General features: G+C 53.9%; 8 protein-coding genes. 6 read left to right on the forward strand and 2 right to left on the reverse strand.

Translation table 11 applies throughout. From position 1 onward, the window contains the following. Positions 1-434 precede the first annotated feature (434 nt). A complete protein-coding gene (locus KXJ70_RS07085; protein ID WP_219042720.1) occupies positions 435-1,988 on the reverse strand; it encodes a hydantoinase B/oxoprolinase family protein in 1,554 nt (517 codons plus the stop codon). Positions 1,989-2,100: 112 nt separating this feature from the next. Beyond that, positions 2,101-4,506, reverse strand: coding sequence for a TonB-dependent receptor (locus tag KXJ70_RS07090; protein WP_255558213.1), 2,406 nt, complete (start codon positions 4,504-4,506; stop codon positions 2,101-2,103). A gap of 227 nt (positions 4,507-4,733) precedes the next feature. Here KXJ70_RS07090 and KXJ70_RS07095 point away from each other — a divergent pair, with 227 nt between their 5' ends. From KXJ70_RS07095 to KXJ70_RS07120, 6 genes are all read left to right on the forward strand, one after another. Continuing rightward, positions 4,734-5,894 carry an iron-containing alcohol dehydrogenase gene (locus tag KXJ70_RS07095; RefSeq protein ID WP_219042721.1) on the forward strand — a complete coding sequence of 387 codons (1,161 nt, stop codon included), beginning with the start codon at positions 4,734-4,736 and terminating at the stop codon, positions 5,892-5,894. A 261-nt stretch (positions 5,895-6,155) separates the two neighbouring features. Further along, positions 6,156-7,346 carry an acetylornithine transaminase gene (locus KXJ70_RS07100; RefSeq protein ID WP_219042722.1) on the forward strand — a complete coding sequence of 397 codons (1,191 nt, stop codon included), beginning with the start codon at positions 6,156-6,158 and terminating at the stop codon, positions 7,344-7,346. A 27-nt stretch (positions 7,347-7,373) separates the two neighbouring features. Continuing rightward, positions 7,374-8,288, forward strand: a complete 915-nt coding sequence (gene argF, locus KXJ70_RS07105; protein ID WP_219042723.1) for an ornithine carbamoyltransferase — start codon at positions 7,374-7,376, stop codon at positions 8,286-8,288. Between the two features lie 150 nt (positions 8,289-8,438). Continuing rightward, complete coding sequence (locus KXJ70_RS07110) at positions 8,439-9,500, forward strand: ABC transporter ATP-binding protein (protein WP_219042724.1); 1,062 nt, start codon at positions 8,439-8,441, stop codon at positions 9,498-9,500. 408 nt (positions 9,501-9,908) lie between these two features. Next, a complete protein-coding gene (locus KXJ70_RS07115; RefSeq protein ID WP_219042725.1) occupies positions 9,909-12,803 on the forward strand; it encodes a ribonucleoside-diphosphate reductase subunit alpha in 2,895 nt (964 codons plus the stop codon). A gap of 95 nt (positions 12,804-12,898) precedes the next feature. Next, positions 12,899-14,137, forward strand: coding sequence for a ribonucleotide-diphosphate reductase subunit beta (locus KXJ70_RS07120; RefSeq protein ID WP_219042726.1), 1,239 nt, complete (start codon positions 12,899-12,901; stop codon positions 14,135-14,137). Positions 14,138-14,222: the final 85 nt, after the last annotated feature.

Below are 14,222 nucleotides of genomic sequence, written 5' to 3' on the forward strand. Positions count from 1 at the left end.
CGTCTGACTTCAGGCCTGCGACACTTTTCAGTTTCTCCCATCTCCCGTCCAGCATTTTGCGCCCGGCCTGTCGTTCGCCCTCAACCCGCCGACGCTTGCGCATCTGGATCCCCGATCGGGGTCTGGGATGACGTACTTAAAGCTTCAAACTTCTTTTGACTTTATCGTCCGACTTCTGACTTCAGACCTCCGACACTTTTCAGCTTCTCCCATCTCCCGTCCAGCATTTTGCGCCCGGCCTGTCGTTCGCCCTCAACCCGCCGACGCTTGCGCATCTGGATCCCCGATCGGGGTCGGGGATGACGTACTTTAAGCTTCAGACTTCTTTTGACTTTATCGTCCGACTTCTGACTTCAGACCTCCGACACATTCAGCTTCTCCCATCTCCCGTCCAGCATTTTGCGCTCTGCCGTCCGACTTCAGAACTCCGACGCTTAAAGCCCTCCCCAGCCACCCCCGCCCGGCGTTTCTATCGTCAGTACGTCACCTATATTGGCATGCATACTTACCTTAGCCGGCAGGGCCTGGCCATTAAACATATTACGTCCGGGCTGGGCATCACCGCCGCCCGCCAGCCCCCAGGGCGCGATAGACCGACGCTCGGTGAGCAAGGTAAATTGCGCTGGGGCGAGAAATTCAAACTCGCGAATCACACCTTCACCACCGACAAATTGCCCGGAGCCGCCGGATTGCTTGCGCAGCGCATAGCGCTTTATTCGCAAGGGGTAGTGCATCTCAAGGCTTTCAACAGGAGTATTAAGGGTATTTGTCATATGACTTTGGACGGCACTTAAACCCTGCCCATCGGCGTGTGCACCCATGCCGCCGGCAATGGTTTCGTAGTAATTCCAAGTCGCCGCTTCGCCGCGAGCATTGCGCAACCCGCCCATCGCCACATTATTCATGCTGCCCTGGCTCGCTGCTGGAATCAGTTCTGGAACCGCCTGTGCTAGCGCACCCAATACCGCATCGGTAATACGCATTGAGGTTTCCACATTGCCGGCGGCCACCGCCGCGGGCCGCTGTGCATTGAGTAAACTGCCGACGGGTGCCGATAATTGAATCGGCCGAAACAGCCCCATGCACACGGGTACTTCATTGGGCATCAAACAGCGAAAGACGTAATAGACTGCCGCCGCTGCCACCGACAAAGGGCAATTAATATTGCCCGCCACTTGCGCTGCGCTACCGCTAAAATCCACGACAACATCGTCACCACCCAAGCGAATACTGACCGCAATCGCCAAGCGCGAATGCCCAAACCCATCACCATCCATGTAATCGGTAAAGTGATAAGCGCCAGCCGGCAGCTCTGCCAAGCGTCGCCGCGCTATGCCTTCGGCGTAATCTTGCAACTGCGATACCGCATTCGGAAATGGCAGAGGCAGCGCGGCAATGACCTCGGCCAAGCGCACCAAACCGCTGCGGTTGGCACTAATTTGGGCGATGAAGTCACCGTGCTGGCCTTCGCCAAACCAGCTATTTAATAAGTCGCGATCCAACTCTCCATTGCGCACCAAGCGGGTCGGCGGAATCACCACACCCTCTTCATCGAGGTGTTGCGACAGCGGCATCGACCCCGGCGTAGATGCACCGATATCAGCGTGATGAGCGCGGTTAACAATAAACGCCAGCAACTCACCGCGCTCGTCGAAAAAGGGCGCAATCACCGTCACATCCGGCAAGTGGGTACCGCCAAGAAAGGGGTCATTAACCACGACCATATCGCCAGCATGCCATTCGCAGGCGCTCACAATATCGGCCATCGCGTAAGCCATGCTGCCAAGATGAACCGGAATATGCGCCGCTTGCGCACATAAATCGCCACGGGCATCAAAAATTGCGCAGGAGAAATCCAAGCGGTCTTTTATATTCGGCGAGAATGCGGCGCGCTGCAGCACCGCCCCCATTTCTTCGCACACGGATTCCAAGCGGCTAACGAAAAGACCGAGTTTAACGGGGTCGAGTTTGGAAGGTTGCGCCGCCATGGAAATGCCATCGGATTAGAAAAATACTATTATCGCGGATATCTGCGCGCATACCAATTCAGCACCAAATAAAAACGGCCCAACAGGGCCGTTAAATATCGAGGGGGCTTCGCTAGAAATTATAGCGAGCGCTAACACCAATCGTGCGCGGCTGATTAACGTGATAGGCAACTCGCCCGCGACCATCGCGCTCAGTATCTAGCGATAATATCGCTTTTTCATCCGCCGCATTATTAATAAACAAGGCGGTATCCCACTGCTCCGTTTTTGCGCCTAAGCGCAGGTTTACAATCTGATAAGCCGGCAGCTCGCGATCGTACTCATAAGTTGCTTGCGACAGAGGCCCACCCACTCCGGGGAAAAGCGTAACGCTACCTTGGCCACCATTTTCTTGATCAGCGATTTGTGTGTAACGCGCGCCAATATTTTGATAAGTCGCCGTCAAGTAACCTTCCCACACATCAGCAATAGGGAAGTAATAGGTCGCCGTTATCGCCATCTGAAAACCCGGCGCTGTCGGCAACTCGTTGCCATCTCTAATTCCACCCACAATACTCGTCACGCCACCAGTGGTTGAAGTCACCTCTGAATCAAGCTCGGCCTGCACATAACTGCCAGAGAGACCAAATTCCAGATTGTCTAAGGGGCGGCTAAACAACTCTAGCTCAAACCCTTGGCTATGCGCCTTGGGAACGTTATATACCAAGCGAGACGAGCACGAGCCAGCAACCACCGTCGCCTGCAGGTCTTTAATATCGCTGTAAAACGCCGACATATTCAAGGTTGCCGCGCCGCCAAGCAGCGTTGTTTTGGCACCGACCTCGTAGTTGGTTAGCTTTTCATCCTCCCAGGTGTCATTGCCGCCAAAGGTGGTTAAATCAGTGGGGCTGCAAAGCGGAACATTGAGGGGGTCATTAATTCCCCCTAGGCGAAAGCCCTGTGACACTTGCGCATTCAGCATAACCTCATCGTTAAGGTCATAGCGCACCATTACCCGCGGCGAGACACCATCAGATGAGACCTTGCCTTTTTTTGCGATAACTGACGCAGCGTAAATGCCGTCAAACGTAAGCTCACGGGTTTCTTCATAATCAAACCAGCGCGCACCGACAATAACCGTTGTCTTGCCATTGACGTCGAGGGAGAGTTCACCAAACACAGCGATCTGCTCAAGCTTGTAGGGAACCTCAGAAAAATACAGCTCATCGGTTCTTGCTCTAGCACCCGCAGTTGGCCCAGACAAATCGCCAGCCACCGGCCCTGACGCCTCGAAGCCCGCTACGAATAGTGACTGTGCGTAGTCGCGCCGAACGTCGCTGTAAAACAGGCCACCCACCCATTGAAGTGCAGAGTCACCGCTTGAGCTCAAGCGCAATTCCTGGGTTGTCACTTCAGCTGCGGTGGTGTCGTACAGCGGCGCGTCCAGCGTATAAATCGACTCGGCCTCGCCGTATGAACCGCCCACAATACTGGCGTTCAAGGTGGTTGCATCACGCAAAACCAAGACATCACGATCAGTATAAGAAGTTACCGATGTGAGCGTTAAAGACTCTGACAAGTCGTAACTTACCGTCAAATCAAAAAGGGTAAAGTCGTCTTCAAACTTTTCCTGAAGCTGGGTGAACTGTTCGTATTCGCCAAGTGTTATCGGTGTACGGCTACCGGGGTCGGTATAGGGGTTAGCGAGAATATTGTACTGATCCTCGCGATTAAAGCCGTCCATTTCAATGGACTGGTAAACGATCTTAGGCGTAATTGTTAATGCGTCACTAGGCTGGAAAGTCATCGCCAAACGCAGCCCCTCACGGCTACCCTCATTAACATCCTTATCGACACTTCCGTCTGGCTGACGGGCGTCGATATATCCGGCATATTGTTGGTAATAAGCCACCGCACGCAAAGCCACCGTACTACTCAAGGGAATATTCCAATGGCCTTTTATATTTCCGCCCTCACTACCTTCTTTTACCGTTTCCCCACCCACCTGCAAGGAACCACTCTGCTCTTCAAAGCTAGGTTGATTAGTAATGTAACGAATGGTGCCAGACAAGGAACCCGAACCAAATAAGGTACCTTGGGGGCCGCGCAATACCTCCACGCGATTAATATCGTAAAAATCTAAATCGGGGGTGAACAGCGACATAGAAATCACTGATTCATCCATGTACACGCCAACCTGCTCTTTCACACCCGGCTGATCGCGCACAATTTGGCCTGCAGAAATACCCCGAATCGCAACCTGACTTTGACCAGGGCCAAGGTTTTGAATTGAAATACCGGCGACATTGGCGGCCATTGACTCAAGATCATTCGCGCCACTTTGCTGCAGCTTGCTCTCGGTCATTGCCGCAATGGAAAACGGCACATCTTGCAAGGTCTCGGACTGCTTACGCGCCGTGACCAGCACCTCCTCGATCACCCGGGTGGATTCTGCAACACTCGACGGCGCGGCAACCGCAATCCCCATTGCCGCCGAAACCCCGAGCACTGCCCTTATCGATCTACGATTTTTATTCATTGCACTCTCCCGATTTTTATTTTTTCTTCTTATTAAGTTGGTCCCGACTGCGCTGCATGCCAACACACTCATTGACGCTCACCGCAATATGACTCTTCCATTGGTATAGCAGACTCGATGGGAAATGCACTTTATTGAGGCAATAAATTCCTGGGAGCAAAACCTCATTTGTGTTTCGAGCCCACTCAATATTAAATGCCGTGATAATTAAGAAAGAGAACCCGACCATGACTGCGAACATCAATCTGCCGAGAATACTGCGCATCGGTGCCGAAGCCAGCCAAATGCTGCCAGCAACCTTGAAAGAGCTTGGCTTATCGCGGCCGCTGCTCGTCAGTGACGCCTTTATTGTTAGCCTGGGGTGGCTTAATACCCTGCAAGAGCAACTGGATAAGGAAGGCATATTCCACCGCAGCTTCACCGGTGTGGTACCAGACCCCACCACCGACGCGATTTACCAGGGCTTAGCGGTATTACGCCAAGAAAATCACGACTGCGTGGTGGCACTCGGCGGTGGCAGCACTATTGATACCGCCAAAACGATAGCCGCCATGGCCAATCGCGACCAGCCAATCCGCCACTACAAAGTGCCGCAAAGTCTGGACGACGGCTTACCCATTATCGCCATCCCCACCACCGCCGGCACCGGCTCGGAGGCCACCCGCGCCGCCGTGATCACCGACACCGAAACCCATGAGAAAATGCTTTGCATGGGCTTGGGGCTCATGCCGGTGGCCGCACTGGTAGATTACGAACTGACCATGACCATGCCGCTGCGCTTAACCGCCGACACGGGTTTAGATAGCCTTTGCCACGCACTCGAAGCCTACGTCAGTCGCCGCGCCAATCCCTTTACCGACACCATTTCGCTAGCGTCCATGGCGGCCATTGCCAAACACCTGCGCACAGCCTGCCGCGAACCCGACAATCGCACCGCTCGCGAGGCGATGATGCTGGCGGCAACCCAAGGCGGTCTTGCGTTTTCGAATTCCTCTGTCACCCTAATTCACGGCATGAGCCGACCAATCGGCGCGCTGTTCCATGTTCCCCACGGCATGAGCAATGCCATGCTATTACCCGAGATCACTGCATGGTCTATATCCGGTGCACCTGAGCGCTATGCTCACAGCGCCCGCGCCATGCAACTCGCCACCGACGAAGATAGTGACGAGGAGGCAAATCAGAAACTTATTATTGGCCTGCGCCAGCTGTGCACCGACTTACAGGTGCCGACACCGGCGAGCTTCGGCATTACACATGCACAGTGGCAGGGTTCAATCAGCACCATGGTTCAGCAAGCATTGGATTCCGGCTCGCCAGCCAATAACCCTCGTATTCCCAATGCCGAGCAAATCGCCACTTTGTATCAAACGGTTTGGGGAAATTAATTTGGCGCAGAGCAATTGGTAAAAACGCTACCGAAGCAAGCGCAGAATTCCGTGGGCTGAGCCGTAAGTTAACGCTCGCCTACTGAATATGTCGGCTTCGGTGTTTTTCCCACCTCAAGGCCTAGAATTCCCGCCTAGTTCCTTATATTATTGGGGGTCTGACTGGGCAGCTCTGGCTGCCTTTTTGCGTTTTTAATCCTTTACACTGCTTTTTTTGCGCCTAATTGCATCTTAGATGCATACGCGCACGGAGACCTGTTGATGACACAGCCCGCACTAATGAACACCTACGGACGCTTACCGGTAACATTTACCCGGGGCGAGGGTGTGCGACTGTTCGATACAGAAGGTAAACGCTACTTAGATTGCATTAGCGGTGTTGGCGTAAACTCCTTAGGTCATGCCCACCCCGCCGTAACCGAAGCCATTCAGACCCAGGCCGGCCAACTTTTGCACACCTCCAATTTATACTCGGTGCAAAAACAGCAGCAATTGGCAGAAGCACTGTGCGCCGTCAGTGGCATGGACAATGTATTTTTCTCAAACTCTGGTGCCGAAGCCAACGAAGCGGCGATTAAGCTCGCGCGTAAACACGGTCACAATCGCGATATCGAGATTCCCCACGTTGTGGTGATGGAACAAGCCTTTCACGGCCGGACCTTGGCGACCCTAACGGCGTCGGGCAATCGCAAAATTCAAGCCGGCTTTGAACCGCTGGTGCGCGGCTTTATACGCGCACCCTTTGGCGACATTGCCGCACTGGAAACCATCGCTCACAACAACGACAGCGTTGCAGCGGTATTAATTGAACCGATTCAAGGCGAGGGCGGCATTCACACCCTGCCACCAGAATACCTTTCGCAATTGCGGGCGCTGTGTGACAAGCACGACTGGCTATTAATGCTGGACGAAGTGCAAACCGGCAATGGTCGTACCGGCAAGTATTTTGCTTACCAACACAGTGACATCATGCCCGATGTGGTTGTGACGGCTAAAGGTCTTGGCAACGGCGTCCCCATTGGTGCCTGCCTTGCCCACGGCAAAGCCGCGTCCTTGTTTCAGCCCGGCAACCACGGCTCAACCTTTGGCGGTAATCCGCTGGTGTGTGCTGCGGGGCTGGCGGTAGTAAATACCTTAACCAGCAATAATATGATTGAGCAGGTAGCCGAGAGCGGACGCTACCTTATTGCCGGCCTAAAAGAACAACTTGAATCGGCAGCGCATGTAAAAGAAGTGCGGGGCCAAGGCCTTATGATCGGCATAGAATTGACTACGCCCTGCGCGCCACTGGTTGCACAAGCGCTGGCGAAAGGCCTACTGATCAACGTGACATCAGAGCGGGTGGTGCGTTTACTACCACCACTAATTATTAACCAACAGGAAATTGATGAATTGCTCTCGATCCTTTGCCCGCTGATTTTAGCGTGGGCGGATCAGGGCAGCGCGGCGTGATGCCGGTTCAGCAGTAAAGGTAGCCGAATGGCCTTAAGACATTTTTTGACCCTCACGGATTTGAGTCCCGCCGAACTGGAGCAACTGATTCAGCGCGCCATCGAACTCAAAGCAGAGCACAAAGCCCGCAAAACCAGCGTGCAATTTCCTAATTACGTCTTGGGCATGGTGTTTGAAAAAGCCTCTACCCGCACGCGCATTTCCTTTGAAGCGGGCATGGCGCACTTAGGCGGTCACGCCATCTTCCTGTCACCACGCGACACCCAGCTCGGCCGTGGCGAACCCATAGAAGACAGCGCCAAAGTCATCTCATCAATGTGCGACATCGTCATGATTCGCACTTTTGAACACGACATCATCGAGCGCTTTGCGGCCAACTCTAGCGTGCCCGTCATCAATGCATTAACTGACGACTACCACCCCTGCCAGCTACTCGCCGACATTCAAACCTTTGTCGAAAATCGCGGTAGCATGAAAGGCAAGCAAGTGGCCTGGATTGGCGACGGCAACAATATGTGCCAGTCGTATATCAACGCCGCCGTGATGCTGGACTTTAAATTAATGGTCGCCTGCCCAGAGGGCTTTGAGCCCCGCGCCGACCTTGTCGCCGCCGCTGGCAACCACGTCGAAATCGTTCGCGACCCAGTCGATGCCGCGCGCAATTCAGACTTGCTCGTCACCGACGTGTGGGCCTCGATGGGCCAGGAAGAAGAAAAAGCAGAGCGTCGCCGCAAGTTGTCTGGCTACCAAATCAATCGCACCCTGATGAATTTGGCCAACCCCGACGCGCTGTATATGCACTGCCTACCCGCCAAGCGCGGTGAGGAAATCAGCGCCGAATTAATGGATGACCCGACAACCGTCATTTGGGATGAAGCGGAAAATCGCCTGCATGCGCAAAAGGCCTTGCTGGAGTTTTTATTGCTAAAGGCGCAGGCCTAGTGCTTGGTCGCTTAACGCTGGACGGGAGACGAGCGGCTGGCGCTCCGGAAACGCTGAAACATTGCGGCTGCGCCGCCGAATCAGCGCGGCAAAGCCGCGCCCGCTTTTGCATCTCCCATCTCCCATCCGGCCTATAGCGGGTCCAAAGCCATGCTGCAAATTCACGAAATCCAATGCCAATACGAAAGCGACATCGTCGTCGACAAAGTCAGCTTCCACGTTAATGACGGCGACATTTGCAGCCTGCTCGGTCCCAGCGGCTGCGGCAAAACCACCATCCTTCGCGCCATTGCGGGCTTTCAACCGCTGACCCACGGCCAGATAATTCTGCGCGACCGCTGCCTGAGCGAGCCGGGCAAGTTAGTCGACCCCGAGCAGCGCAATATCGGCATGGTGTTTCAAGACTACGCCCTGTTCCCACACCTCAGTGTTGACGACAATATTCGTTTCGGCCTGCGCAAACAAAGCAAAGCGCAGCAAAATAGCACCGTAAAGCGTCTGCTAGAACTGGTGCAATTAGAGGGTATAGCCCACCGCTATCCCCACGAATTATCCGGCGGACAGCAGCAGCGCGTCGCCCTCGCCCGCGCCCTAGCGCCAAGCCCTGACCTGCTCTTATTAGACGAACCGTTTTCAAACCTCGACGCCGAGTTACGCAAGCGCTTAAGCCTTGAAGTGCGCGACATTCTCAAAGAACTCAAAATCAGCGCCATTTTAGTGACCCACGACCAGCAAGAGGCCTTTGCCTTTAGCGACCAAATTGGCCTGCTGCACGGCGGCCAACTGCAGCAGTGGGACACACCATTTAATCTTTACCACGAACCCAATAACCGCACCGTCGCCGACTTTATTGGCGAGGGCTGTTTTCTACCCGGCATTATTGGCAGCGAAGCGAACACCGTCACCACCGAGTTCGGCACCTTAATGGGCAACCGCGCCTACCACTGGCCAGAGGGAACGCCCGTAGAGGTGCTGCTGCGCCCCGATGATATTGTGTTAAGCGATTTTGGCGGCATCACCGCCACCATCGAAAAAAAGGTGTTTTCTGGCAGCGCGACGCTCTACACCCTGAGCCTGCCAACCGGCAGCCGAGTAGAAGCCTTGCTGCCAAGCCACCGCAATTACGCCATAAATGAAACCGTGCAAATCACCACCGAAGCCGACCATTTAATCGCCTTCAGTCGCGAAGAATTACGGCACGGCAGCGTGTAATTTTTTAAGATATAAAAAAACCTTTTTTATTCACAATCCGTCTACCGCACCGCAAGCTGTAACAGGCCGCCGCCAATCTGGCGGAAACCCACGTGTCGTGGGCCTCTGCAACTTCGCACAGGCTTTACACACCTCTTACCGACACTTTATCCACAGAAAACACACAGCATCTAGTGCTTGCGAACTGGAGCAAACCGCATTATCTTGTATCCCAGCTTCAGCCAAGCCCCATATATAGGGTTTCAGCCAAACAAAATAACAATGGATCACAGATCCAAACTGAAACCTCGTTTCAAGGTTATAGAAGCCTCATACAAAGTCCTCAACCCACAATTGGGTATCAAGAGGCAACGCAGGACGACTGCCGCACAAAACGTTCAAGGACATCAGCAAGGGCCCGGAGATATCATGCAAACCCAACAAGACAGCACCACCAGTGCCACAGGCATTCCCCCGCAACACAATAACGAAGCAGAACTCAAAGCCACCGCTCCCGGTCAGTTACGGGTAATCAAGCGCAATGGTTCTGTGGTGCCCTACACCGACGACAAAATCAGTGTGGCAATCACTAAAGCGTTTCTGGCGGTAGAAGGTGGCAATGCTGCAGCCTCTACCCGCATCCATGAAACGGTTGCCAAGTTAACTGACCAAGTCAGCGCCACCTTCAAACGCCGTATGCCCTCCGGCGGCACCATGCATATTGAAGAGATTCAAGACCAGGTTGAACTGGCCCTGATGCGCAGCGGCGAACACAAAATTGCCCGCGGCTATGTTTTATATCGCGCCGCCCGCGCTGAAGAGCGCAGCCAGCTAGCGCCTGTTGGTGAAAAAATTCACCCCAGCATCCGCGTTAAGCACGCCGATGGCAGCGAGTCGCCACTAGATCTAGGTCGCTTAGAATTCATCGTGCAAGAAGCCTGCGAAGGTCTTAAAGATGTCTCTGCCGCAGCCGTCCAAGAAGAAGCGCTGAAAAGCCTTTATAACGGCGTACCAGAAGATGAGGTCAATACCTCTCTGGTCATCACCGCCCGCGCCATGGTGGAAAAAGAACACAACTACAGCTTGGTCACCGCCCGCCTGCTGCTAGATAAATTGCGCGCTGAATCCTTGAGCTTTTTGAACATTGCGCAAAGTGCCACCCAGCACGACATGACCATTTACTACCCACAAGCCCTGCCCGCTTATTTAGCTAAAGGCGCTGAGCTAGAGCTACTGGACCCGCGCCTGGAAACTGAATACGACGTTGCCGCACTGGGCGCCGCCATCAAGCCTGAGCGCGATATGCAGTTCCATTATCTGGGCCTGCAAACCCTGTACGACCGCTACTTTATTCACAGCAACGAAGTGCGCATTGAATTGCCGCAAATCTTCTTTATGCGTGTTGCCATGGGTTTGGCAATGAACGAAGAAGATCGCAATGCCCGTGCCATTGAGTTCTACGACCTGCTTAGCTCATTCGACTATATGAGCTCTACGCCGACGCTATTCAACGCCGGTACGCTGCGTCCTCAGCTATCTTCTTGCTACCTAACCACTGTGCCAGACGATCTGCACGGTATTTACGGCGCCATTCAAGACAACGCCATGCTGTCTAAATTTGCTGGCGGCTTGGGTAATGACTGGACACCGGTTCGCGGCCTGGGCGCTTACATCAAAGGCACCAACGGCAAATCACAAGGTGTTGTCCCCTTCTTAAAAGTAGTTAACGACACCGCCGTGGCAGTAAACCAAGGCGGCAAGCGCAAAGGCGCGGTGTGTGCTTATTTAGAAAGCTGGCACATCGACGTTGAAGAGTTTCTTGAGCTGCGCAAAAACACCGGTGATGACCGTCGTCGTACCCACGACATGAACACCGCCAACTGGATTCCTGACCTGTTCATGAAGCGGGTTTTCCAAGACGGCGAGTGGACCCTGTTCTCACCAAACAATGTACCCGACCTGCACGACCTGTACGGCAAAGCCTTTGAAACCCGCTTTGAAGAATACGAGGCGATGACTCGCACTGGCGAACTCAAACTGTTCAAGCGCATAAAAGCGGCTGACCTGTGGCGCAAAATTCTGTCTATGCTGTTCGAAACTGGCCACCCATGGATCACCTTTAAAGACCCATGCAACCTGCGCAGCCCACAGCAACACGTTGGCGTAGTGCACTCATCCAACCTGTGTACAGAAATCACCCTGAACACCAGCAAAGATGAAATCGCTGTTTGTAACCTCGGCTCGGTTAACCTGGCTCAGCACATTGGCGACAATGGCCTAGACTTGGTGAAACTAGAGAAGACCGTTAAAACCGCAGTGCGCATGCTCGACAACGTCATCGACATTAACTACTACAGCGTGCCACAAGCGAAAAACTCAAACTTCAAACACCGCCCTGTTGGCCTGGGTTTGATGGGTTTCCAAGACGCGCTATACAAGCAGCACATCCCCTACTCCTCTGACGAGGCAGTGGAATTTGCCGACCGCTCAATGGAAGCCATCAGCTACTACGCCATTAAATCCTCAAGTGATTTGGCCGTAGAGCGCGGCGCTTACCAAAGCTACGAAGGCTCACTGTGGAGCCGTGGCATTCTGCCTATCGACTCAGTTGGCATCTTGGTTGAAGAGCGCGGTGCAGACTACATCGAAGTGGATCGCAGCGAAACGCTAGACTGGAACAGCCTGCGCGCCGTTGTTAAAGCGCAAGGCATGCGTAACTCCAACGTGATGGCGATTGCGCCTACGGCCACTATCGCTAACATCACCGGTGTGTCGCAATCTATCGAACCGACTTACCAAAACCTGTATGTGAAATCTAACCTGTCTGGCGAGTTCACCGTGGTGAACCCTTACTTGGTAAAAGACCTAAAAGAGCGCGGCCTGTGGGACGCGGTGATGGTTAACGATCTCAAATACTACGAAGGCTCGGTGAGCAAAATCGACCGTATTCCAGACGACCTTAAAGCGCTGTACGCCACCGCGTTTGAAGTTGAGCCGCGCTGGTTGGTAGACGCCGCAAGCCGCCGTCAAAAATGGTTGGACCAAGCCCAATCGCTAAACCTATACATAGCTGGTGCATCGGGTAAAAAGCTCGACATCACCTACCGTATGGCATGGTACCGCGGTCTAAAAACCACTTACTACCTCCGCGCATTGGCCGCTAGCTCCACCGAGAAATCAACGGTATCTCAAGGCTCAATGAACAAGGTATCGTCGCAGTCAGCACCTAAAGCAGCCGCCACCGCGTCTGCCGCTGCACCGCAAGCTGCGCCGGTTCCACTGGCCTGCTCGCTGGACGATCCAGACTGCGAAGCCTGTCAATAAGTGCGCAGGGGCCGCTGGCCCCTTGGTCGGACGCCGGATGTCTGGCGTCTGACGAAAAATACAGAGCAACACACATAAAGAATTGAGGTTATAAAATGTTAAGTTGGGACGAATTCGACAAAGACGAAGCACCCGCAAAAGCACCAGCGCCCAAAAGCCAAGCACCAAAAACTGCCGAGCCTGTGGTTAGCGCAGCACTCAACACCATGAACGAAGAAGACGGCGTCAGCATTGCCGATCAATCTGTGCTCGAAAAAGCCAATGCCGCTATCGAACACCTGGACGTTGCCGCGGGTTTAGAAGAACTGGAAATGGGCGCCGCGCGTCTGCGCGTAGAAGACAAGCGCATCATCAACTGCCACCTCGACCTAAACCAACTCGTACCATTTAAATACGACTGGGCATGGCAGAAATACCTCGACGGCTGCGCCAACCACTGGATGCCGCAAGAAGTGAACATGACCGCCGACATCGCCATGTGGAAAAATCCAGAAGGCCTGACCGACGACGAGCGCCGCATCATCATGCGCTCACTGGGCTACTTCTCAACCGCCGACTCGCTGGTTGCCAACAACCTCGTATTAGCGGTGTATCGTCACATCACCAACCCAGAGTGCCGCCAATACCTATTGCGCCAAGCCTTTGAAGAAGCCATCCACACCCACGCCTACCAATACTGCGTAGAGTCACTGGGCATGGACGAAGCCGAAGTCTTCAATATGTACCGCGAACTGCCCTCCATCGCCAAAAAAGCCGCGTGGAGCCTGCAGCACACCCAGGCACTGGGCGACCCGAACTTCCACACCGGCACCCCAGAAACCGACCAGGAACTGCTACGCAACCTGATTGGCTTCTACGCGGTAACCGAAGGCATCTTCTTCTACTGTGGCTTCACCCAAATACTGTCTATGGGCCGACGCAACAAAATGACCGGCATCGCCGAACAGTTCCAGTACATACTCCGCGACGAGTCTATGCACCTGAACTTCGGCATCGACATGATCAACCAGATCAAACTGGAAAACCCACACCTCTGGAGCGAAAAATTCCAAGGCGAAGTCACCCAAATGATCGTCGAAGGCATGCAGCTAGAAATCGAATACGCCCGCGACTCAATGCCGCGCGGCGTACTCGGCATGAACTCCGCCATGATGGAAGAATACCTCCAATTCATCGCCAACCGCCGCCTAAGCCAACTCGGCTTAAAAGAACAATTCCCCGGCGCGCAAAACCCATTCCCATGGATGAGCGAAATCATGGACTTGCGCAAAGAGAAAAACTTCTTTGAGACGCGTGTGATTGAGTATCAGACTGGTGGGGCGTTGACTTGGTAGGGGCTGCGCCATCAGAAACACTTAGAGGATGGACTAGACACTTAGACACTGGACTGGCAGAAACTTAGAGGATGGACTACATCTT

The organism is Zhongshania aquimaris (assembly GCF_019312595.1).
In the GTDB taxonomy this organism is placed as follows: domain Bacteria; phylum Pseudomonadota; class Gammaproteobacteria; order Pseudomonadales; family Spongiibacteraceae; genus Spongiibacter; species Spongiibacter aquimaris.